Source organism: Bradyrhizobium sp. JYMT SZCCT0428 (assembly GCF_018131075.1).
Taxonomy (GTDB): Bacteria; Pseudomonadota; Alphaproteobacteria; order Rhizobiales; family Xanthobacteraceae; genus Bradyrhizobium.
In genome coordinates, this window is the sequence record NZ_JAFCLS010000024.1 from 58,261 (window position 1) to 80,504 (window position 22,244).

The window sequence follows — 22,244 nt, forward strand, 5'->3', positions numbered from 1 at the left end:
CGTATGTTTCATCGCCGCGATGAAAACCTGGATTGCGAACAGCACCGCTGCAAACGAGCGGGAGACCAGCGCCGACTTTTCCGGCCACCAGCTCTTGATCTCAATGACCCGGGTTCGCCAGGCTTCGGCGGCACCGCAGTGGCAGACTAAGGAGAGCTCGAGAGCACGATGACTAGGCTTTGCCGCGCCAACTCCCGGGCCATGTCCGTCATGTAGCCGGCGGTGATGCTTGGGGGAAGGGCGCGTAATGCTGGGTGACCCGCGCGCGCCATCGGCAGGGGGTTAAGCAGGAATGCAAAATCTTCGCTGACGATGTATAATAGCCGACGGCGCGGTGTGGCAGGTGCGTCGGTCATTCAGCTAACATCTGGTCTCAGAGTCCTCGAACAGGTCCGAAAAGTGCGCCTCGGACAATCGGCATGTCTTAGCCGGTGGAATGCCGGTTGAACAGGGCGATCGGCCGCCGATTCAAGGAAGCGCCGAATAACCCGGATCAAGTTCCTTCCAGCACCGGGCGCGCCGAGATTGCGGTCCCCGCGCGTTTCGCCGCGACTATGCCGGACCGGCATCGCAATAAAGGACGGCTCAAGGTAGGATCGGGCGAATGCACCGGAAACCTGCGCGCCAGGAGAATGAAAACGTAGATGAGAGCAGCGAGTTTTCCGCGGGCAGAGCGACTGCCAGAGCCGCAACGAAGCGACAAGCGGAAATAAGCAGAAAGGCGGCCGGGTATGCGAAATTGCGGGTTCGGATCGCGGAGTTCGCGAATCGTGCTGGATACGGCGTCATTCGCAGCGGGATCGACGGCCCGATCCTACATGACGTATCGGATCGACACCGCCGATCGCGACGATGGCGGGGGTGACCGCCAGCGTCGTCGCCTACTTCTCGCGGATCCAGCAGGCCGCGAACGCCAGAACGGGAAACTGCCGAAGCGCGACCAGCGCCGTTTTGGGCGCCGACATAAACTACCAGTAAGAGCGGCAGCGCGGCCCAGATGATAGTCAGCTTGGAGCGAGTTTGATGCGAGCCCAAACGCCGTTAGCGGGCCGAGGCCGAGACCAAGGCCGATGTTCCCGTGAACGTGTTGTACATAGTCGGACTGCCGACCCAGAAAAAACGTCGTTGTTATGATCGTCGCGCATCACGTCGCCGAAGCGCACGGTGTGCTGTACGATGATGAGCACGTAAACTGCGGCCCCGGCGAGAACCATCAGCAGAACCATTCGGGTCGCGCGCGCCGCGGCGAACCGAACAGGAGAACAGCGTATGGAAAATCAGATTCCGCCAAATGGTGACCGGAACCGCGCGCAGGGAAAACGCGAAGAAGCTGTGTCCGAGGTCTGGCCTGCATCGCGAGCGCTCGATCGCAAGAAATTTTCGTACACGAATGCCTTGCCTACGATACGTCGCTTTTACGAACACTACGCGCAACGAGCAGCTGTTGTTTCAGGTCGCCCGATACATCCGCGGCGCCGACTGCTGGGGGTGGGCGAGACATGGCGCGATCGCTGGCAAGTGGAAGTAGCTGCCATCGTAACAGGAACCAACCGGGCGTTCGTCGACGGGAGCGCAACCACCTACGCGACTGCGAAAGTCCCTTCGCAAGCTGCTGGCGCGATACTTTCCCCTTAGGATTGCGAATGTTTTGCGCGCAATCCGCGGCCGGTTGCGACGCCAGTCGGCAGCTCTGCCCATGCCCGATCCAGCGCCCGCTGCAGTGCTGCCCGTTATCGAGGCGCCGGCTGTGGCCGAGGAGCCGCATCGAGGCGCCTCCTGCGTCGACGAAGGAAAGATAAGCTGATACATAATGGTTTAAGCTAGGGAGCGTGAAAAAGAACAAGGAGCAATGGCGTCGCCGAGACGAAGATCGCCGGTGGCTCATGGCGATCAATGTTCCCCGCGGACGCAGTGCCTCAACGTCGTGCGGTGACTGCGCGGCGCCCGTGTGTCACAGTTTCCGGTATGATGCCTCTCAACAGTCCGGTGATTGTGAGCCCTGTCACGAGTACCGCCATCGGCAGACGAGGCACAATCGGTTTGCAGATAGGCGGGACACCGAGAACCGTCGTCAACAGGAACACGACCAAGCTTACCGTAGTAGAGAACTAGAAGAGCCGTTCCGCCTTAAGCACAGGACAATTGCGCGCAGAATGCAAATGCCGTCGCGGTAGGTGTGAAGCTTGCTGACCGAACACTCCGGCGCGCTCCTTGTGGGGGCGGCGATCTCAAAGATGCGCACGCCGAGCTACACCGCGTGGATGGTGATTCGGTTTCGATCTCGAATCCTTCCGACAGGGCCGGAAACGACTTTACGAAACGGCGGGACATGGCCCGATAACCCGATAACATGTCGCGTGCATCGATCGCCAAGGTGCGCGACGGTACGCCGATCAGCGTGGTATTCCCGAACCGGTGACCGGGGCGATAGGCATCCGTGCCGGCGGCGACAGGTTGCTGATAAAGCACTGGCTCGATCAGGCGCTTGACGGCGTTCGCGTCATAGGTGTCGTCACCATCGACCATCACATAGACGTCGGCCTCGATAACTGACGACGTTGTCTTTGCCTTGTTGCGACTCGGTTCGGAAAACGGCGCCTGCCTCCGTCGCAGCTGCGATGGTCCGATCGGTGGAATTGTTGTCGTAGACGCGCGGCGCAGTTGGTCGCGGAAATCTTTGATTACATTTCCGATCGTCAGCACCTCATTGTAGGTACCAGCATTGCGATCCGGCAGCAGGATGCGAGCGGGCCGGCCCCTTGTCGTAAGGCAGCGCTCCGCGATGCAGACCCTCCAGCGGGCCGTCGGTGAATGCGCGCCTGCCTCCGGCAAAAACCTCAAAACGTAGCGACCGAAATGCCCTGAGAAGGGCGATTTTTACTAAGGTCCGCCAACTTAGATCAAGTATCCCCGAGATGAGACGGAATCGGGGCCGCCATTTCGCAGGCGCGTTTCACTGCAATGATTCCGACGGAAAGCCCAAAGAAGAATTGAAGATCGTATGAATACGCAAATGCACCGGAAAACAGGGAACATACGAGGTCGAATACATATAGTGCGATTGCGGACCTTTCCGCCGATGAAAACGCTTTCCAGCGGTTGAGAGAGGCCCCAATGGGATACAGCGTAATGATGCCGAACAGCAACAGGCCAACAATGCCGGTTTCATAGAGTATTTCGAGGTATAAGTTGTGCGGATAGTGTTTCGATCCTTCCGCCTTGCGCAGCAGCCAATCGGGTGCGCCAAAGCCGTCATTCACCGGAAACATGCCGACGCCACGACCGAACAGGAGCCGATCCGGTTCGACGACAATGCGTTGCGCCGTCCGCTGCCATATCTGGATGCGAAAGCCGGGCCTCGGATCTTGAATTTCGCGGATGGTGCGGGACATCGCGTCGCCTGCGTTGGGGGCAATATCCTTATCGCCGAGCGCGCGCTGATAGAACCAGGTTGAGGCAATCGCGACCACGATCACGGCGGCCGGGGCGCCGAACAGGACATATTTCCTCAATCGAACCCACGAGGCAGCGACAGCCAGGAAAAGAAGACTGCACATCAGCGCAACTAAAGCGCCTCTGGATGCAATGTGAAACATAAACACTAAAACGGATAGCAACGCGCCAAACGCGAAAATGCGCATCGTTCGACAGGAACTTCCGAATGCGGCAAGCGCGGCCAACCCGAGAACGAATCCAATGTTTTGATGAAAGGTAAGATAAATTGCTGACTCACCAACACCAAACACATCATGGATGAAGCCGTCCCGCATCGGGTCGCCGAATCTGATGACATGCTGGGCGATGACGATCAGATAAACGGCGCCAGCCACCACCAGCGTCCATAATACGCCGCCCACGGCGCGCGCTGCGGTAAAGCCGAAAATCACGAACATGAAATGAAAGATCATGATCCCCAGAATATAGGTCACTGGAACCGACTGGAATGAGTTCAACAGGAAACTAAGGATGATGGCACCGTAAAACAGGCCCAGCATGATCATAATATCGGTTACGCGATCTGCTGCTTCAAAAGTCTGGCGCCAGGTCATCGCTATCAGCGCGCACCCGATTGCAGCAAAGGCTACAAATATCCCGGTGGACCCGATCAAGAAGAATGGCACGAATGCTTTCGCGATCGCCGCAATGGTGACCGCAATAGCGATCCATTTCGCAAGGCGGCGCGCTTGTAGTTTTGTCTGCAGTTTGCTCTGTTGGATCATTGGGTAGTAATCCACGTCCGGTACGATTTGGCTCTTATGGCGGAATGTGCCATTGCTGAATAGCTGTTGATGAAAAAACGCCAGTGACCTGCGCTGCTTCAAGGGTCCCAATTACGAGTGCGGCTCGTACTGGAAGAGTCCGAGCGGCACAAGGGGCTTCGCTGCGTTCCATGATCATTGCGCAAGTGAAATGCCGCCAATTTAGGCGGAATGCGCGAGGGCCGGCGAAGCGGCCTTGGAATCCGATGTCGCCCCGGCGCGGCAACCCGCTGCTCGCAGCGGGAAGATCGGGGCGCCGATTTTCGATAGGCGCCGAACCCTCTTCTAAACCGCTGCATTCCCGCTTACATGCGCTCGTTCTCTGGAGTGATAGCTGACAGAGCAATGCGCTAGCAGAGGAGTGACACCTGCTGCAATGGGGAGCACGTCGCTATCGTAAAAGTGAGGCCGGTCAGTCGTTGAAAGACGGTCTTGAGATAATTTGGAATTCGTGTATTCCTGCCAGCATCAGCGTGGATAGCGGATTTTATATCACTTAAATACCAGCAATAGCTGCGTCGGAATGGCTATGGTGATCGAATAAAGCCGACCAACCTGTCCCGCCTTCAAGTATGATATCTTCCATAGCGAAAACGCCCGCAGTCCGAATGGAGATTCATCCAACGGATGGCTCGCCACGCGCAAATCTGGTATTGAAATCGCCCAAAGTGCGGTTTAGCGTGGAACGATCTAATGCGAATAATCCCTACAGAGCTGCCTGAGGTTGTGATCGTTGAACCTCAGGTGTTTGGTGACGCGCGCGGCTTTTTCATGGAGAGCTATCGACTCGATAGGTACGCCGATCAGGGTATCAAGCGACCGTTCGTTCAAGACAATCTATCTCGCTCAAGCCGCGGTGTGATCCGGGGACTTCATCTTCAGAATCCGCAGCCACAGGGAAAGCTCGTAAGCGTCTTAAAGGGAAAGGTGCTGGACGTCGCCGTGGATGTTCGCGCGGGGAGCCCGAATTTCCGATGCCATGTTGCTGTTGAATTAAGCGATGAAAACCGTCGTCAATTGTGGGTACCGCGTGGCTTCGCCCACGGCTTTGCAGTCTTGTCTGAAATTGCCGATTGTTTCTACAAGTGTGACGAATACTACTGTCCGAAGGATGAAGTTTCGGTGAGATGGGACGATCCGGAGCTCGGAATAGACTGGAAACTCGAAAATCCGGCACTTTCAGCCAAGGATAGCCGTGCTCCTCTGCTTTCCGAGGTCAAAAATCTCCCGAATTTCGGTCAGGTGTGATGCGTATCCTCCTGACTGGCACAGGTGGGCAGGTAGGGGGTGCGTTACTTCCGTTACTCCAGCACAGTGATCAGGTGCTCGCTCCGAGCCGGGAAGAATTTGATCTCTCGCATCCGGATGAGCTTAAGGAGCGGCTGGCACGCTATCAACCGGATCTCATCATCAATCCGGCTGCCTATACGTCAGTCGATCGGGCGGAGGAGGAGCGCGAACTCGCTTTTCGGGTAAATGCTGAAGCCCCTGCCATTATGGTTGAATGGGCCGTTCGAAACGGCGTGCCGTTGGTCCATTTTTCGACCGACTATGTCTTTGACGGCTCGGGCAGTGAGCCGTGGCGAGAGGACAGTGAGCCGAGGCCGCTTTCGGTCTACGGTAAAAGCAAGCTTGCTGGCGAGCGAGCGATCGTCGCCGCCGGAGGCGCTCACATAATTGTCCGTACCTCGTGGATCTACGCCGCGAGCGGAATAAACTTCCTCAACACAATTGCCAATTTGGCAAAAGAAAGGGAAGAGCTCCGCATCGTAGCCGATCAAATTGGAGCGCCCACGACGGCGCGAGTGATTGCAGTTACCCTTACGAAAATCCTGTCGGCGAGACGAACCGAACTCACCTGCGCCTTCGAAGAATGGGGAGGCGCCTTAAATATTGCATGTCAGGGGGAGACAAGTTGGTACGGATTTGCAACGGCGATCGCGGCCGGGTTAAGGTGCCGAGGTGTCGGGTTAAATGCAAAAAACATCATTCCGATAGAGACGAATGAATTTCCAACTCGGGCGAAACGCCCGCAGAACTCAAGGCTGAACCTCGAGCGATTATTTAACGTGTTCGGTATAGTTACGCCCGATTGGTATGAAGCCCTACAGGGGGAGTTGGATGCATATTCAGGCTTTAGTTTAGGCGTGGACGGTAATGGGCCCTGGACAGGTTGAGCCTGTGGCAGTAGTTCATCCAGTTTGAAGTTCGTTCTGGCCCACGACAAGGACCGGGCATGAAGCGCAGCCGCTTTTCGGAAGAGCAGATCGTCGGGATTTTGAAGGAGCACGAGGCTGGCCGTCTCGGTCGCCGACCTGTGCCGCAAGCATGGCGTCAGCGACGCCAGCATATACAAATGGAAAGCGAAGTTCGGCGGGATGGACGTCTCGGAGGCCAAGCGGCTGCGGTCGCTGGAGGACGAGAACGCCCGGCTAAAACGGCTGCTGGCCGACGCAATGCTGGACAATGCGGCGTTGAAGGATCTGCTGGGAAAGAAGTGGTGACGCCCGCGGAAGCGGAAAGCTGTCGCGCATCTGCAAAGCATTCGAGATGAGCGAACGGCGGGCGTGTAAAGCCATCGGTTGCTGCCGCATGACCATGAGATACAAGACGACCCGGGCGGACGAGGCCGACCTTCGCCAGCGGATGAAGGCGATAGCCCATGAGCGCCGCCGGTTCGGCTACCGGCGCTTGCACGTGCTGCTCAAGCGGGAGGGCTATATGATCAACCACTGTTCCGGCTGTATCGGGAGGAGAAGCTCGCAGTGCGCCGCCGGGGCGGCCTAGTGTTTTAGACATCTGGCTTAACCTCGCTAGCTGGTTTGATCGCGCGCTCCGACCAGGAACGGTGCCTGCTTGTGCAGATCGACGGCGATACCGCTGTTTGGTTGAACGGTGCTACCGCGGCGACGCTGGCCGCGGCGAACTTCAGCATCGTAAGGTAGCTCGCCAAAACCCCTACTTAGGGCCTCCGGCTTCCTGCCCGTGGCCAGTTAGGAGAAAAATGAATTGGATTGGTTCGATCTTTCTATTAGCCGTGGTGGCGATAATCTTTGCGGTGGTCGCGGACGCATCGGTCACCAAATGTCGTATCGGGTCGTTCTATGCGATCGTTGGCCTTTGTACACCCGACGTCTCCGCAGGCAAATTCGATTGCCGGTTTGCTCCCGAAAGCTGCGGCCAATAGCAGACGTGGGGCAAAAAGGTTCAAGCGCTGATTCCCATTGTTGGGCAGACGTGTACCGCGCAGACGGCTAATCGATCTTCGTCCGAATACTCGTGGCGGCAATGTCCGCCAACTCGAAGAACTGCCTTCGGGCGTGAACAATAGAGGGCAGAAGTGATCGGCCCCTGCGCGCGCGAGGCCTGGTACAGCTCGCTATAACCGCTAGGATACCGGTGAAGCTGCCAAGATGCCGGGTAGGATGCTCGTCGCGACGGTCTCGCGAGGCGTAATAGAGCGCTGCCCGCGGAGCACGGCTGCCAAATGGCCGGTCGTCACGGACATAGATCCAGATATGGACCATGATCGTCTGGCCGGTTCAGGATGGGGGCACATTGGTGGCGTCGCCATGCGACCGCTCGGCGGCTGTCAGTACAGGAAGCCGCTGCAGGGCTGCCGTACAGGCGCCGACCTGATCTGCCAGTCTTGACAGGCTCAGATCGATTCCAGGGAAGCAGTTCATCGAGCCGATGGACTGAATGCGCCATCGATCCGCGCCAGGACGTCGGCAAGCAGCCTGAGGATCGACGTCATTCATCTGCGGTGAAGGTTGTCATTGTTGGTGTAGGAAACCCTCGGCCGCGAGCCGTTCGCCGGAGATCTATTCGTGTTCCGCGGCCGCAGCTGTTCGCTGATCGAGGTCCTGTGGCACTATGGAATTGGATTGTCTATGCCAAGCGATTGGACCGTGGACGTTTGGTCTGGCCGGTGAGGGGGGCGGTGTGGTTGGGCTCACCGCGGCGCAGAGGAGTTATCTGCTGGAAACGATCGACTAGCGCAACCTCAGCACACGTGGCGGCCACAGAGCGCGGGCTACGTTAAAAAAATGTTCTGAGGTACAGAAGACAAGACGTCACAAATCGCCTGTTTTGTGATTGCATCAGAGCCATGGGTGACGACCTTGAATTGCTGCCATACGACGTCGAAACGATGAAAGCGGCATTGATTGTTGCCCGGGCGGAGGCGGCAGCCGCCCGCGCCGGCAGTCCGACGACCAGGTGCTGATCGCCCATCTGCTGATCCTTCCAAGCCGACGCCTATGGGGGCTATGGCAAGCTTTAAGACCCGGATCGCAACGCAGGTCCGATCCTGGAAGCCGCCTGTTGGGTCCACGCCCGGCGTCCGTTCTTCGTGATGGCTGATCTGGCCGAGCAGGCGCGTCGCAAGGCTGAGGGCAAAAATACCCGCTGGCGCTGGAAACAGTTCGCCGGATCGACGCCCTATTCGAGATCGAGCGTACCATAAACGGTCAGAGCGCCGAAGGCGCAAGGCGGATCGCCAGGAACTCAGCGCCACTCGTGACCGATCTGGAAGTCTGGCATGCGCGCTTAGCGCGTCAAGCTCTCGCGCAGCAACGATGTTCGCCAAGGCGATGAATTACATGCTTAAGCGCTGGAGCGCATTTACCGCTTCCTCAATGACGGCCGCATCCCTCTCCAAAAATGCGGCCGAGCGTGACGCGCGCGGCATCGCTTTCGTTCGTAAGTCGTGGTTGTTCTGCGGCTCGGATCGCGGCGGCGAGCTTGCCGCGCTGATGTACCGCCAAGATGAATGACGTCGAGCCCAAGCCTGGCTCGCCGACGTTTTGCGCGGATCGCTGCGCATCCAGTCCATTGGCTCGATGAACTGCTTCCCTGGAATTGACGCGCCCCAAAGGGGCGAGTCGATCAGGCTGCCTGAATCGACCGTCAAGCGGTCGTCACCGGATACTTACTTGAAAACCGAAATGACGGTGCTGTTTCCACCGGTCAGCTTCGCAAAGCGCCAGCGAACATCAAAATTGCAATGTGATGGAATAATAATCTAAGGGACATTCGAGCTAAACATTTGCAAAATTGGGCGAATGTGTCCTATTCCGCTTATCGCGTTTGATTGACCCTACGGACATCATGAATATTCTATTTCTCTACAATTCCACGCAAACCTACACCGCCACAGTATTTGAGCAGATCAACAGCTTTGCGCTGTTTTCCCGGCACGCAGCCTTCTTCTGCCACCTCGATCAGTTCTCCACTCTGGAGTTGGATTTATCGCGATTTGACGCTGTTGCAATTCATTACTCAGTGCGACTTCCATTTGATCAGATCTCCGAATCCGCTGCCCAAACACTGACAAGCTACCGTGGATTGAAATTCCTGTTCATACAGGATGAGTATGACCATACCTGTCGGGCTTGGCATTGGATCAATCGACTTGGCATTCGATTGGTTTTCACCGCGGTCCCGACTGTCAGTATCCCGACGATCTATCCGCCGGATAAGCTGCCGGACGTCCGGTTCGTGAACAATCTCACAGGGTACGTTCCGGAAAATTTAGAGGTCGAGACGAGCGGCGTGCCAGCATCCAAGCGAGAGATCGTCTTCGGGTACAGGGGCAGGCCGCTCCATGTAAGGTATGGCTCGCTTGGGCAGGAGAAGGTCGCGGTTGGTGAGATCGTTCGCAATTACTGCGCAGCAAATAATATTCGGTGCGACATTGCCTGGTCGGAAGCAGAAAGAATCTATGGACCGGCTTGGTACGAATTTCTGCGAAGCTGCCGTGCAGTGCTGGGCTCCGAGAGCGGAAGCAATGTCTTCGACTGGGATAATTCGTTATGGACAAGAATCGATTCGTTTAAGCGAGCTAATCCGTCGGCCTCTGACGATGACATCTACGAGGCGATCGTGAAGCCGGTTGAACTCGACGGAATTATGAATCAAGTCTCGCCCAGGGTTTTCGAAACCATAGCCGCGGGCGCCGTCCTAGTTTTGTTCGAGGGAAATTATTCGGGGCTGATCAAGCCCGGCAAGCATTTCATTTCATTGAAAAAAGATGGAAGCAATCTTGGTGACATTTGCAAGGCGCTGCAGGACGGTGCCTTTATCGATGAAATGACCCGGAAAGCATTTGAAGATGTAATTGCGCCCGGCACCTACAGTTACAAGTCCTATGTGGGTCTAGTGGACGATGAACTGGATCGCGCAATCAAGGCACTCCGTTCTGCAACCGCCTCGAACGTCATTCAGATCGGAGAATCCATTCGGTCCAGCAACGCTCTGACAGAGACAAATGGCGCTGCGCTGATCGAACTGTTACGTTCGACCGACGTCGCTCCAACTCCAGTGACGACGAACCCCATTTTTTACAAACTGCCGATGCCGATCAAATCCCCCCCATCCCTTTCGCTACCCTCGATGGGTAGACCGTCGGCAGGACAGGTTTCCGCCAAAACGATACTCATCAATGCGCTCTATTCCGTCAAAAGAACAATGGTGTTCATTTGGCTGAGGTTGCCCCTCTCCGTGAGGCGTTTTCTCAGACCGGCCGTGCACAAAGCGAAGCAACATTTGAGGCGGTGAAGGGCATATCCATTTACCGAGGACAGCGATCGACGTCTCGGTCGGTTCTGCGTCTAGGTCTGTCGAAGGCGCCCCGGCACCATGCGACAAATTTAAACGAGTGCAAACTGGGGGCTACTTCGTGCAAGTTGCATAGATATCGAGGCCAAGCTGTCTAGGCCAGCGCGTGGTGAGAAGGTCGTTGCGCGAACGGCTAACGAACGGAGGCTCTTGGTCAATGTTTTCCAAGCACGCGCTGAAGGTGACAAATTTCTTGCAGAGATTTTCCAACGACCTAATGGATATCCAATCTGTGTGCGGCGCTCCGTCACCACTGCTGTTGATGTCATATGCCGCACGTTTCGCATTTGAGCTGAGCCCGATTACTCCGCGATAGCCGGCTAACTCGCGTGCGAAGTACCAAAGCGTGTCCTTTGGCGTGTTCCAAAATCTCCGATAAGAATAGGCTGAATATACCATGAGAATCAGCTGTCCGGCGGGCCGAAGTAATCGGTGGCAGCGGTCAATTGCCAGCGCCAGGTCACCAGTGTGATGAAGGCAACCGATGGCAACGATCATGTCGAAGGAACCTTCTTCGAAAGGTGGTTCCAGAATGCTGCCCTGCACGGCCTTTCCCGGCAAATGCAGTTGTTCGAGGCGATGATTAATCATCTTCACTGGACCTTGGGCGATGTCGAGCCCGGTGTAAATTGCACCCGATTCCGCTATCCGCTGTGAAACGGTCCCATAGCCGAGTCCGATTTCGAGAACTCGCTTTCCTTTCATCGAACCGAACGGAATATGATAGTCAAGATAGGGGTAAAATGCGAAGTACCAGTCGTCGAATTTTTTCAATGAGGCGGGACTGGAATCGACTACACCGAGCTGTTTGGCTGCCTGCGAGCCGCAGAGTTCGTCCCAGAAGTCGGCATTCGCTGCTGTCGTCGCCTTGATGTCCTGATCGCTCATGTCTTCGGTCTTCTCGCTGGAAAGAAAATTGTCTGGGGGTGACCGTATGCGGTCAGCAGCCCGGTTTCCGCGCCGGCTTGCTATGACGAACCCTCAAGCTATTGTCACGAGCAATAACCCAAGGCGCGACAGATGGATAGTCAGCCGAAGGGATTTTTGGAGGCCCCCGTTGCGGTTGAGCGAAACTGCAGTAAAGTTTCGGGGGCAGTTCTGGTTTATCGTCTAAGCCGATTTGGGTGGTTTTCAGGCGTTCTTGCAGGTCGATCGTTGGAACAAGGTTTCTCGCCTTCCTCCAAAACTGTGCAGCGTGCACCATCCGCCGGATGGATTATTGCGCGGCGGGTTTTGCGCGTGATTGCGGTCTTTTTTGCCCAGACTGTTACGAGTGGTACATCGGCTGAAGACGACAACCGCCCCCTCTTGATACTGCCCATCCGCTGCCATCTTGGCTCGGATTGTTACATACAGAACTTTGTCGACCACGATGAGGATCCGAAGGGAGCCAGCGACTACAATTGCGGAGAGCGCACCTATGATGGCCATAACGGCACGGATTTCCGCTTGCCAGACCTGAAGGCGGCGAGCCGGGGCGTCGACGTACTGGCCGCGGCGCCAGGCCGGATAAAGGCTATCCGTGACGGTATTCAGGATGTCTCGGTCCGCGTCGGAGGTGATTCATCTGTGGCCGGCAAGGAGTGCGGCAACGGCATCATTATTGAGCACAAGGCAGATTGGAGTACCCAGTACTGTCACCTTGCGAAGGGAACCATCCGTGTCAGGACTGGCGATCAGGTTTCGGCTGGAGATCCAATCGGTCGGGTTGGGCTATCGGGCAAGACCGAATTTTCGCATCTGCATTTCACCGTAAGGCGCGGTAACCTCGTTGTCGATCCATTCGCTTACGGGGCGCCGCCCAGTACTTGCAGAAGCGGGACTTCATTGTGGGATCCGGCGTTAGGGCGTACGATCGATTATCGCGATCGAGAGATCATCAACTCGGGATTTGCTTCCACGGCTGTGTCGATGGACCTCATTGAATCCGGGGAAATTTTGAGCAGACCGGCGAGCCCGCATGCGCCGCTCGTTGCTTACGTTCGCGCCATCGGATTGAAACCTGGTGACGTGCAAGCCATTAAGATCGAAGATGCGGAGGGAAAACAAATTGCTCGATACGAGATCCCGGCGATCACCACCGCGAAGGCTCAGGCCTTCATCACCGTTGGATCAGCTCAAAATGCCCGACCTTGGACAGGCGCTTATACAGGTTACTACAACGTCCGCAACAATGGGCAGGTCACTCTGGAAAAGACATTTAAAATTGAGATCGTGCCATAAGCGGTTTTACGCGGATGCTGGAACTGGTTTCGGTGAACCAACCACCGTGGTTGATACAAAAGTCAATATGCCACACTTCGTCAAGATTATAAGGATTCTCGCCAGCATGTCGCGCGGGATTTGAGGCAAACGATCAGATAGCTCCAGCAGCGAAAGCGATGTACCTTCCTTCTCGAGACATTGGACGACTTCTCCCACGCTTTCTCGTTTGATCAATATATTGGCTGCTGGGCTAAAACTTTCGGCCGACAATCTGCGATCGGCGTCGGCGGCGCCCGTGCCCTCGACCAGCGTAAATTTCATTTTCCCCTCGAGGGCTTTGGTGGGATAGGAACTGAACATCGTAAATGGGTTCATTCTATCAGGGCGGACCGCACCCGAAGGCACCGAGCCTTCCGCGCCGTTCTTGCGTCGGGCTCCAAGTTCCGCCCAAAGTTGCCCATAGAGGCCCATGATCTTCGACCAATCGTAATCTTCGCGAGCTCGTTTTTTTCCTGAATCCCCCATCTGCCGGCGCAGATTTGGATCTGAAAACAGCTTGCGATAAGCATCTGTGGCCGCCTTCACATCCACTGCAATCAGTTGGCTCGTTAGGCCGCAATAGGTGTCATAATTGTCAAAGCCGAAGTCTGCTCTTTCAACGAGAAACTCTGCCGAGCCGGGCGGCAGTGTAATGGTTGGAATCCTGAAGCCGTCGACGCCGTCGCGAACGCTATCTTTGTAGCCATTCCAATCTGACACCACTACCGGTATTCCGGAAGCCATAGCTTCGACCGGCGTCAGCCCGAATGTTTCCTGGAAATTGTCAGTTAAAGACGTGAAAATGTCGCCGGCCGCCCAAGCTGCCCGCAAATCTTTGGCCTTCCGTCCATCGACAAAAATTCGGCGCAGTGATGGGGCAAACTGGGCTCCTTCAGTCCGGTATATCGCTTCGATCTTCTCATGAGCAAACCATCCGGCCTGAAGCAGAACAACCTTGTGCCCCTTGCTGGCCTGCTCGGCAGCCACAAGCATTGGAACGTGGTGGGCCTTCGCATGGAATGATAGACGACCTACATACAGGAGCACGATTTCATCATCGTCGATTCCGAGCATCTGGCGGGCTTTTTGCCGCTCGCCGTCCTTGAATGCGAAATTCCCACAATCTACCCCAAGGGGAATGATGGGTAATTGGGGGATCGGCATACGCCGAGCGCCAAATCTTCGCTTGAAGAAATCGGCCTGCACGGCAAGAAGATGGTCCACGCTTTGGCGCACTGCACGCGATGTGCAGATCACAGCGTCCCAATGCTCCAGCGGGCTTAAAGCCATCGATGCCAATAGTTCCATCGCATCGTGGCTCATCAAAGTGTGAGTAACGCCGCACAGGCTGTAGGAGCGGGGGGCATGCCGCGCGCGGCGCCATGCAAACGGCGCCAGCCCGGGATCGGGAACATACAACAGGCCGGCTTCGCCGAGCCGGCGATGCGCGGGTAAAGGGAGCCATTCTATCGCCGTGCTGTCGGATCCATAGCGGCGGATGTCGGTGCTGAACTGATCGACGAATTCTCGCTTGGCAGTATAACAAAAAAGTCGTGTGGGCCGCTGGTGTGCGAGCGCCTTTAAAAAAGCTGCGCCGGCGGCTTGGCGTCCCATGATGCGCTTATCGCCGAGGCTGAACCCTTCCGGCACGTAGAAAATCGCGGGAGTTGGGGGGGACATGAGAAGCCCTGTTCATAAATTAAGGAACTCGAAAAAGGGGGGCGTCGGGCCCTGTTTTAAATCTGCGGTCGTTCAATAAATCTGAAGTGGCGTTGAACCGCAATACCGAGGCCGACGACACATAGATGCAAGGAACGGTCTTTCAAACGGGATTGCAAATGGTTTCGCCTCGTATAGGCTAGGCGAGTTAACATGTTCCTCAAGCTCAGACTCTGACCAATAGAGGGATGCTACGATGGCAAATTTTTACGGTAACGATATCAACGACTTTTCATCTGTTTTCGACAATTTCTATGGCGGAGACGGTAACGACATTGCCTGGGGAAATGGTACCGCTCAGCAAATCTACGGCGGTCAGGGAAATGATGTGATCGTCGGTGGGTTTCCAGCCGCACTAACAGGAAGCGGCACGGTTGCTGATCCGTTTGACTACTCGCCGGGCGCCGCGTCTGGCAACGACTATCTTGAAGGCGGCGCCGGACGCGATCGTGTTCGTGGGTATGATGGCAACGATACAATATACGGCGGTGATGGCGATGATTCCGGCACCGGAGGTGCTTTTAACAATAGTATTTTTCAATTCGGACTGACAGGTGACGCTGGAAACGATGATATTTATGGCGGAAACGGCAACGATTTTCTCGATGGGGGAATTGGCAACGATACTCTGAGCGGTGATGCGGGTAATGATTTGCTCTACGGAGGCGACGGTAACGATTTGATGTACGGTGGCCTGGGCGATGATACTTTGCAGGGTGGTATTGGCAACGATACCCTGGTGGGCCTCGGAGGTGTCGAGCTTGGTATGCAGGGCGAGGATGGCGACGACTACATCTACCTTTCCACCGGAGATGGATCTCAAGCCTATGGCGGAGCCGGCAACGATGTCCTGATCGCCACCGACGGGCGCGTCATCCTGCAAGGCAACGACGGCAACGATACCATGTTCGGTCGTGCCGGGAACGACTACTTTTACGGCGGCGCAGGCAATGATCAGATGTTCGGCGGGGATGGTGTCGACGTGCTCCAAGGAGGCGCCGGCAACGATTACTTCGATGGCGGGCAGGGTGTGAACTACTACTTCGGCGAGGGCGGAACCAACACCTTTGTATCGAATGACGTTCCCGGTGTGGAAGTTGTTCAGGACTGGAATGCGGGGACAGACACCGTTCAGTTGAATGGAACGGGGTTTACTTCGTTCGCCGACGTGTTGTCGCACTCGTACCAGAATGGCGCCTACTTCGTCGTGCAGGTGGATGCCGATACGGCGGTGTGGCTTAACGGTGCGACCGCGGGCACACTTACCGCAGCCAACTTCAGTATTGTAAGCTAGACTCGAGACTGCCAGGAAGAGGCCCCGTCGATGAGACGGGGCCTTTTTTCTTGGAAAGCGGCGCGAATCTTGACACTGAACCCCGTTTTTGACGGGTAACCGTCCACACGATGCTATAGGCTACTTGTTGGCGAAATGTGATGCTGTTTGACGTAATTAAGCGGGGCTGAACGAGAATATGCTCGATTTTCTGAAGCGGAGGGTTCCCGTACTAAGCCGAACGGTCGAGGTGGGATGGACCCTCGATACCGACAAGGCTACCTTTATTTGGGATGCGCCGGTGCGGTTGACCCGCGAGGAGCAAAAGCGGCCCGAGCATGCAAAGGCGTTATCCTATTGTCCTGCAATAATCGAGCACGAGGCGCGCATATTTCAGGTCAATTGTCCAATTGACATACAAATTCGTGTCAAGATCGATGAAAAGACAAAGCAGCCAACGCTCGCCAGTACGGCGGGGGATATGTCGACGATCAGGCCCAAGGCGTTGTCTCAAATGATGACTCTTGTGTCTCCAAAGGAATGGCGACACCCCAACAGGCCGATCCTGCAGGTATCCAGTCCTTACGTTTTTTTGGCGGACGAACCCGTCTACATGATGCAGCTTCCGCCATTTGCCCACTATCCCGTAACGCCGCTGCCGGGACTGATGATCGGTGGACGGCTCCCAATCAACATCTGGCCTCGACATATGATGTGGGCCTTTGAATGGTATGACATCAACAAGGAACTCGTGATCAGGAGGGGCGAGCCCTGGTATTACGTTCGGTTTGAAACAAACGATCCGAGCCGTCCGGTTCGATTGATCGAGGCTGAAATGACCCCGCAGCTAAAAGAATATATGGCCGGACTTTCCGCGGTGACAAATTACGTAAATCGCACATTCTCGCTATTCGATACTGCGAAGGCGCGTCGTCCGAAAACCCTGCTGGTTCCCAAAAAACGTTAGGTTTATCGGCTTTTTTCGTGCGAGATCGATCGGGCTAAATGCGGGCACTATTCATACATCAGAATTTCCCAGGACAATTCAAGCACGTCGCCCAATCTCTTTTGCAAGGCGGGGACCAGGTCGTCGCTATCTGCGATTCGAAAAATACACAGAAGAGAATCGTACCGACCGTTCAGTATCAAATCGATGCTCGGTTGATGGGAAAACCGCCGCCGCTGGCGGCGTCCTTTGTGGAGCACGTGGTGCGCGGGCGCGCTGCAGCTGACGTCATGCTGAAATTGCGACATGAGGGGTTCATTCCAGATATCGTCGTAGGCCACGTGGGCTGGGGCGAATGCCTGGCTGTGCGTGATGTGTGGCCGACAACCAAGCTTGTCCTTCATGCGGAATTCTACTATGCGGCGGACGGTGCCAATATCGGATTCGATCCAGAATTTCAGTCGGCGCTATCCTTTAATGAGCGATATGCGGTGCGTCTAAAGAATGCTCCCATTTTGCTGGCGATGACGGATGCCGACGCTGGGGTGGCGCCAACCGCCTGGCAGAGAGACCGTTATCCTGCCCACCTTCAGTCCAAAATCCATGTCTTGCATGAGGGGATCGATACGAATGTTGCGGCGCCAAATCCGGCTGCGGCCTTCACTCTACCCTCCGGGCAATCGCTCAGCATGCGCGACGAGGTGATTACGTTTGTAAATCGCAATCTCGAGCCTTATCGCGGCTACCATATTTTTATGCGTTCGTTGCCCGCCATTCTAGCGGAGAGGACGAACGCACATGCTGTTATCGTGGGAGGGGATGGGGCATCCTACGGACCCCCGCCGCGAAATGGCCAGAGTTGGAAAGATGTTTTCTTCAACGAGGTGAAGGATAGGTTGCCGCTAGATCGAGTGCATTTCGTGGGGAAGGTGCCATACGCGAGTTTCATTTCGTTGATGCAGATCTCAAGCGCACACGTTTATCTGACCTATCCTTTCGTTTTGTCTTGGTCAATGATCGAAGCGATGAGCGCGGGCGCGCTCGTGATCGCATCCAAAACCGCGCCAGTCGAGGAGGTGATCGAGGATGACGAAAACGGGCTGCTGACCAATTTTTTCGACACGGAAGGGCTTTCGGAACGAGTGATCGAGGCCTTGGCCGATCCGCTGCAGTTCTCAAGAATTCGAGAAGCGGCTCGCCGTTCGATCGTCGACCGGTACGACCTTAACCAGCGATGTCTGCCCCAGTGGGTAAAATTTCTTCGCCAGTTCGATCCGGCCAACCACGGTTAAGGCCGACCAGACAGGTTCGCTGGCAGGTTCCAGCTGTCTATCAGCGCTACCGAATGGCGGAGCGGTGCAGGCTAAAAGTTAACGAGCCAACTGATATTGTGAACCGCCGGGTTAGAATTTTGGCAGCTGCTACCCCGACGAGGGGGTGGTCAAAATCACTTTCTTATTTCCAAAATCTGCTAATGTTTTGGTGCTTGCCGTTCCATACTTGAAAGCATTTCATGACGTTACAGGCCATCGCACCGAAGGCTGAGGAGGCCGCGCCCGTTGAGCGGGTTGATTCGGGTCTTTTTTCCGTAGCAACGATGGCGGGTTATTTCCGAATTGCAGTTGATCCACGGCAGTTGGCACATGAGCTTGGGCTGACGGGCCAGCTTTCTGGGCCTGAGGAGATTGTGCGGGCGGCCATGCGGGTGGATTTGAAGGCGCGCTGGATTGCCCAAGCGAAGCCCAAGCGGCTTGCGGCGATCCCGCTGCCTGCGATCATCGGGTTGAAGGAAGGCGGCTATCAGGTACTGGCGCACGGGGCGGCCAAAGGCCAGTTCCGCTTGGCGGATCCGGTCAGGCGTACCAGTACGGAAGTCGATCTGGAGGGACTTTCGGCGCAGTGGGACGGCAATATAATCCTAGTGACCCGCCGCGTCGGGGGGGCAGGCAGCGATCCGAAGACCTTTGGCTTCAACTGGTTCCTACCCTCGATCTGGCGCTATCGCCGAGCGCTGTCGCATGTGCTGATCGCGTCGTTCTTCGTGCAGATATTCGGGCTGATCACCCCGTTGTTCTTCCAGCTGGTAATCGACAAAGTGCTGGTTCACAAGGGGCTGTCGACACTGATCGTACTGGTGGTGGGGCTGGTTGTGATCGGCCTGTTCGAGACCATCTTGCAATATCTGCGCAGCTACGCGCTTAACCACACCACCAACCGGATGGACGTGGAACTGGGGCGACGGTTATTCTACCACTTGTTCCGCCTGCCCATTAGCTATTTTGAGACCCGCCCGACCGGCCAGACGGTGGCGCGGGTGCGCGAACTGGAGACAATTCGCAACTTTCTTACCGGCCAGGGGCTGACGTCGCTACTGGACCTGTTTTTTACCTTCGTGTTCATCGCCGTGCTGTTCCTCTACTCGGTCCAGCTCACGCTGGTGGTTCTGGCGACCATCCCGGTTTACATCCTGATTGCGACACTGATCCGGCCCTTCCTGCGCGACCAGATCAAAGAGAAATTCAATCGCGGCGCGCAGAGTCAGCAGTTTTTGGTGGAATCGATCGTAGGGGCACAGACGCTGAAGGCCTCCAGTGTCGAGCCGATGATGCAGGTACAGTGGGAGGAGCGCCTGGCGGCTTATGTGCGCACATCATTCGATGCCACCATGCTGGGAACGCTGGGCCAGAACCTGATCCAGTATGTCAGCAAGCTGACTACAGCGATGATCCTGCTGTTTGGGGCCCAAGCGGTGATTGCCGGCACTATGACGGTCGGGGAACTGATAGCTTTCAACATGATCTCGAGCCAGGTGCTGCAGCCGATCCTGCGGCTGTCGCAGTTGTGGCAGGACTTTCAGCAGGTGCAGGTCTCGGTGGAGCGGCTGGGCGACATCCTCAACTCGCCGGTGGAGCCGATCCCGCCGAATCTGCCGACGCTGGGACCGCCCAAGGGGGGCATCGAGTTGCGGGGGGTGACCTTCCGCTATCAGCCTGGCCGGCCCGAGGTTATCCAGAACCTAACGCTGAACATCAAGCCGGGCGAGGTGATCGGCATTGTCGGACCGTCCGGCTCGGGCAAGTCCACGCTGACCAAGCTGGTGCAGCGGCTGTACTCGCCGGAGCGTGGCCAGATCATGCTGGACGGGGTCGACATCGCACAGCTCGATCCGGGCTGGCTGCGCCGGCAGATCGGCGTAGTTCTGCAGGAAAACCTTTTGTTCAACCGTTCGATCCACGACAACATCGCTCTGACCAATCCGGCGATGGCAAGGGCGCAGGTCATGAACGTGGCCCGGCTCGGCGGCGCCGATGAGTTTATTGCTGCGCTGCCGCAGGGCTACGACACCATCATCGAGGAGCGGGGCGCCAACCTGTCTGGGGGCCAGCGCCAGCGCATTGCCATCGCCCGGGCGCTTGCCACCAACCCCCGTATCTTGATCCTGGATGAGGCCACCAGCGCGCTGGACTACGAGAGCGAGCGCATTATCCAGAACAACATGCGCGCCATCACCAAGGGCCGCACCGTGATCATTATTGCCCACCGCCTGGCCGCGGTCCGCCCCTGCGACCGGATTATCGGCCTGGTCGGCGGCAAGATGGTCGAACAGGGCACTCACGATCAGCTAGTGGCCCAGCCCAAGGGTCTGTATGCCCGTCTGTGGTCGTTGCAGAACGATTGGACCAAGTCATGAACAACAAGGCCCTGAATAGGGAGGCTTTGCCGCCACGGGACAATCTGGTTCCGCTTAAATCCGCGGTCAGCGGCCGCGACCGGGAGTTCCTGCCGTCCGCCCTGGAGGTCCTGGAGACACCGCCCTCGCCAGTGCCGGTGGCGCTGATGCTAACGATCTGCGCCTTCGTGGCGGCGGCCATTGCCTGGTCGTTCTTTGGTCGGCTGGACGTCCATGCGGTGGCCCAGGGCAAGATCGAGGCCTCCGGCCGGACCAAGGTGATTCAGCCGATGGATCCGGGCAAGGTGGTCTCGCTGGCGGTGGAGAACGGCACCCATGTCAAGGCGGGTGACGAACTGATCGCCTTCGACCCGGCCGAGGCCGAGGCCGATGCGCGCAGATTACGGGAGGCGGTCAGTTCGGCTTACGCCGAGATCGTGCGGCGGCAACTGGCCATCCGCCAGGCGCGGGCATGGCCTTCCGCGCCGCTGCTGCCGGTCGCCGCCATCCAATGGAAGGATGATATCCTGCCGGCCAGCCGGGCCCGCGAGCACCAAGTGCTGCTGGCCGATGTCAGCCAGCTCAGCGAGACGCTGGGCAATATCGAGCAGCAAATTGCCCAGAAGAACGCGACCCGCGACCGCCTCAACATGAGCATCAAGTTCCAGACCGAACTGATCAAGACCCTGCAGGATCGCGTGGCGGTCCGCGAGACCTCGCTCAAGCTCGAGGTCGGCACCAAGATCAACCTGTTCGATGCTATGGAATCGCTGGACAAATCGCGCTCGGCGCTCGCCAGCGATACCGGCCAGCTACTGGAGGCCCAGGCTGCGGTCGCCGAACTGAATAGTGAAAAGGACAAGGCCCTCGCCACCTTCGTCGCCGACAACACCACTAAGCTTGCTGATGCCGAGCGCAAACTGGAAGACACTGCCCAGCAATACGCCAAGGCCAACACCAAGCTCACCCGCACCAAACTATACGCTCCCGCCGACGGGATCGTGCAGCAGGTCGCCGTCACCACCGTCGGCCAGGTCGTGACCACCGGCCAGCAGCTCATGACCATCGTGCCCAACGATGGCCGGTTCCAAGTCGAGGTCTACGTCGCCAATACCGACATCGGCTTCGTCAAAGTCGGCCAGGACGCTGTCATCAAGCTCGATACCTTTCCCTTTACCCGCTTCGGCTCGCTCCACGGCAAGGTCACCCGCATCGCCACCGATGCCATCGACGAACAGACCGCCCGCCGCCAGCAAGCCAACGCCACCAGCCAGGTCAACGCTCAAAACTCAGCCGGCGTGAGCCCTGGCCAGCCCCAGAACTTCGTCTTCCTTGTTACTATCGCGCTCGACGAAAACGCCATGAAAATCGATGATGCCGTGATCCCCCTTACGCCCGGCATGACCCTTACCGCCGAAATCAAGACCGATAGCCGACGTATCATCGAATACGTACTCTCCCCTCTCGCAAGAATAGCTTCGCAAGCCCTCAAAGAACGGTGAGAAATCAACG

The 22,244-nt window shown here is 56.8% G+C and carries 17 protein-coding genes and 2 pseudogenes; 13 read left to right on the forward strand and 6 right to left on the reverse strand.

The window, feature by feature from the left end:
* Positions 1 to 443: 443 nt before the first annotated feature.
* Both JQ575_RS23995 and JQ575_RS24000 read left to right on the forward strand, forming a co-directional pair.
* Positions 444 to 644: a hypothetical protein gene (locus JQ575_RS23995; protein WP_212035626.1), complete on the forward strand. Its 201-nt coding sequence runs from the start codon at positions 444 to 446 to the stop codon at positions 642 to 644.
* A 625-nt stretch (positions 645 to 1,269) separates the two neighbouring features.
* On the forward strand, positions 1,270 to 1,635 hold the full coding sequence (locus JQ575_RS24000; protein WP_212035627.1) for a hypothetical protein: 366 nt from the start codon (positions 1,270 to 1,272) through the stop codon (positions 1,633 to 1,635).
* A gap of 492 nt (positions 1,636 to 2,127) precedes the next feature.
* Here the strand turns inward: JQ575_RS24000 and JQ575_RS24005 are convergent, their stop codons facing one another.
* Entirely contained in the window at positions 2,128 to 2,703 is a 576-nt protein-coding gene (locus JQ575_RS24005) for a hypothetical protein (RefSeq protein ID WP_212035628.1), read from the reverse strand.
* A 197-nt stretch (positions 2,704 to 2,900) separates the two neighbouring features.
* On the reverse strand, positions 2,901 to 4,220 hold the full coding sequence (locus JQ575_RS24010; protein ID WP_212035629.1) for an O-antigen ligase: 1,320 nt from the start codon (positions 4,218 to 4,220) through the stop codon (positions 2,901 to 2,903).
* A 732-nt stretch (positions 4,221 to 4,952) separates the two neighbouring features.
* On the opposite strand from JQ575_RS24010, the gene rfbC reads away from it, so the two are divergent.
* The 3 genes and pseudogenes from rfbC to JQ575_RS24025 all read left to right on the forward strand — a co-directional run.
* Complete coding sequence (rfbC, locus tag JQ575_RS24015) at positions 4,953 to 5,507, forward strand: dTDP-4-dehydrorhamnose 3,5-epimerase (RefSeq protein WP_212035630.1); 555 nt, start codon at positions 4,953 to 4,955, stop codon at positions 5,505 to 5,507.
* A complete protein-coding gene (gene rfbD, locus JQ575_RS24020) occupies positions 5,507 to 6,436 on the forward strand; it encodes a dTDP-4-dehydrorhamnose reductase (protein ID WP_212035631.1) in 930 nt (309 codons plus the stop codon). The genes rfbC and rfbD overlap by 1 nt, the downstream gene beginning before the upstream one ends.
* Positions 6,437 to 6,495: 59 nt before the next feature.
* Positions 6,496 to 7,042 (forward strand): annotated as a pseudogene (locus JQ575_RS24025) (transposase); the annotation flags it as partial.
* 471 nt (positions 7,043 to 7,513) lie between these two features.
* Here JQ575_RS24025 and JQ575_RS24030 read toward each other — a convergent pair.
* Together JQ575_RS24030 and JQ575_RS46510 are read right to left on the reverse strand one after the other, a co-directional pair.
* Positions 7,514 to 7,786 carry a transposase gene (locus JQ575_RS24030; protein ID WP_212035632.1) on the reverse strand — a complete coding sequence of 91 codons (273 nt, stop codon included), beginning with the start codon at positions 7,784 to 7,786 and terminating at the stop codon, positions 7,514 to 7,516.
* A gap of 139 nt (positions 7,787 to 7,925) precedes the next feature.
* Positions 7,926 to 8,023, reverse strand: a pseudogene (locus tag JQ575_RS46510) (transposase domain-containing protein); the annotation flags it as partial.
* A 681-nt stretch (positions 8,024 to 8,704) separates the two neighbouring features.
* On the opposite strand from JQ575_RS46510, the gene JQ575_RS24035 reads away from it, so the two are divergent.
* Positions 8,705 to 9,037 (forward strand): transposase, encoded by a 333-nt coding sequence (locus tag JQ575_RS24035; protein ID WP_312016012.1) that lies wholly within the window; start codon positions 8,705 to 8,707, stop codon positions 9,035 to 9,037.
* A 334-nt stretch (positions 9,038 to 9,371) separates the two neighbouring features.
* Positions 9,372 to 10,820, forward strand: coding sequence for a hypothetical protein (locus JQ575_RS24040; RefSeq protein ID WP_212035633.1), 1,449 nt, complete (start codon positions 9,372 to 9,374; stop codon positions 10,818 to 10,820).
* Positions 10,821 to 10,934: 114 nt separating this feature from the next.
* Here JQ575_RS24040 and JQ575_RS24045 read toward each other — a convergent pair whose 3' ends face one another.
* Positions 10,935 to 11,768, reverse strand: coding sequence for a bifunctional 2-polyprenyl-6-hydroxyphenol methylase/3-demethylubiquinol 3-O-methyltransferase UbiG (locus tag JQ575_RS24045; RefSeq protein ID WP_212035634.1), 834 nt, complete (start codon positions 11,766 to 11,768; stop codon positions 10,935 to 10,937).
* Positions 11,769 to 12,035: 267 nt separating this feature from the next.
* Between JQ575_RS24045 and JQ575_RS24050 the strand changes: the two genes are divergently transcribed.
* The gene (locus JQ575_RS24050) at positions 12,036 to 13,103 is read left to right on the forward strand and encodes a M23 family metallopeptidase (protein ID WP_249166853.1); all 1,068 of its coding nucleotides are present in this window, start codon (positions 12,036 to 12,038) and stop codon (positions 13,101 to 13,103) included.
* Positions 13,104 to 13,109: 6 nt separating this feature from the next.
* Here JQ575_RS24050 and JQ575_RS24055 read toward each other — a convergent pair whose 3' ends face one another.
* On the reverse strand, positions 13,110 to 14,738 hold the full coding sequence (locus JQ575_RS24055) for a glycosyltransferase family 4 protein (RefSeq protein ID WP_212035636.1): 1,629 nt from the start codon (positions 14,736 to 14,738) through the stop codon (positions 13,110 to 13,112).
* Positions 14,739 to 15,039: 301 nt separating this feature from the next.
* Here JQ575_RS24055 and JQ575_RS24060 point away from each other — a divergent pair, with 301 nt between their 5' ends.
* From JQ575_RS24060 to JQ575_RS24080, 5 genes are all read left to right on the forward strand, one after another.
* Positions 15,040 to 16,137, forward strand: coding sequence for a calcium-binding protein (locus JQ575_RS24060; protein ID WP_212035637.1), 1,098 nt, complete (start codon positions 15,040 to 15,042; stop codon positions 16,135 to 16,137).
* A 178-nt stretch (positions 16,138 to 16,315) separates the two neighbouring features.
* A complete protein-coding gene (locus tag JQ575_RS24065) occupies positions 16,316 to 17,083 on the forward strand; it encodes a hypothetical protein (protein ID WP_212035638.1) in 768 nt (255 codons plus the stop codon).
* Positions 17,084 to 17,121: 38 nt separating this feature from the next.
* Positions 17,122 to 18,354 (forward strand): glycosyltransferase, encoded by a 1,233-nt coding sequence (locus tag JQ575_RS24070; protein WP_212035639.1) that lies wholly within the window; start codon positions 17,122 to 17,124, stop codon positions 18,352 to 18,354.
* A 221-nt stretch (positions 18,355 to 18,575) separates the two neighbouring features.
* The gene (locus JQ575_RS24075) at positions 18,576 to 20,753 is read left to right on the forward strand and encodes a type I secretion system permease/ATPase (RefSeq protein WP_212035640.1); all 2,178 of its coding nucleotides are present in this window, start codon (positions 18,576 to 18,578) and stop codon (positions 20,751 to 20,753) included.
* The gene (locus tag JQ575_RS24080) at positions 20,750 to 22,234 is read left to right on the forward strand and encodes an HlyD family type I secretion periplasmic adaptor subunit (protein WP_212035641.1); all 1,485 of its coding nucleotides are present in this window, start codon (positions 20,750 to 20,752) and stop codon (positions 22,232 to 22,234) included. The genes JQ575_RS24075 and JQ575_RS24080 overlap by 4 nt, the downstream gene beginning before the upstream one ends.
* Positions 22,235 to 22,244 lie beyond the last annotated feature (10 nt).

What these genes read in the sequence shown, in the direction of transcription:
- rfbD (WP_212035631.1), top strand. Translation starts at nt 5,507, where the DNA reads ATGCGTATCCTCCTGACTGGCACAGGTGGGCAGGTAGGGGGTGCGTTA.
- JQ575_RS24080 (WP_212035641.1), top strand. Translation starts at nt 20,750, where the DNA reads ATGAACAACAAGGCCCTGAATAGGGAGGCTTTGCCGCCACGGGACAAT.
- JQ575_RS24030 (WP_212035632.1), bottom strand. Translation starts at nt 7,786, where the DNA reads ATGGTCCATATCTGGATCTATGTCCGTGACGACCGGCCATTTGGCAGC.
- rfbC (WP_212035630.1), top strand. Translation starts at nt 4,953, where the DNA reads ATGCGAATAATCCCTACAGAGCTGCCTGAGGTTGTGATCGTTGAACCT.
- JQ575_RS24070 (WP_212035639.1), top strand. Translation starts at nt 17,122, where the DNA reads ATGCGGGCACTATTCATACATCAGAATTTCCCAGGACAATTCAAGCAC.
- JQ575_RS24010 (WP_212035629.1), bottom strand. Translation starts at nt 4,220, where the DNA reads ATGATCCAACAGAGCAAACTGCAGACAAAACTACAAGCGCGCCGCCTT.
- JQ575_RS24060 (WP_212035637.1), top strand. Translation starts at nt 15,040, where the DNA reads ATGGCAAATTTTTACGGTAACGATATCAACGACTTTTCATCTGTTTTC.
- JQ575_RS24065 (WP_212035638.1), top strand. Translation starts at nt 16,316, where the DNA reads ATGCTCGATTTTCTGAAGCGGAGGGTTCCCGTACTAAGCCGAACGGTC.
- JQ575_RS24075 (WP_212035640.1), top strand. Translation starts at nt 18,576, where the DNA reads ATGACGTTACAGGCCATCGCACCGAAGGCTGAGGAGGCCGCGCCCGTT.
- JQ575_RS24000 (WP_212035627.1), top strand. Translation starts at nt 1,270, where the DNA reads ATGGAAAATCAGATTCCGCCAAATGGTGACCGGAACCGCGCGCAGGGA.
- JQ575_RS24045 (WP_212035634.1), bottom strand. Translation starts at nt 11,768, where the DNA reads ATGAGCGATCAGGACATCAAGGCGACGACAGCAGCGAATGCCGACTTC.
- JQ575_RS24040 (WP_212035633.1), top strand. Translation starts at nt 9,372, where the DNA reads ATGAATATTCTATTTCTCTACAATTCCACGCAAACCTACACCGCCACA.
- JQ575_RS24055 (WP_212035636.1), bottom strand. Translation starts at nt 14,738, where the DNA reads ATGGGACGCCAAGCCGCCGGCGCAGCTTTTTTAAAGGCGCTCGCACAC.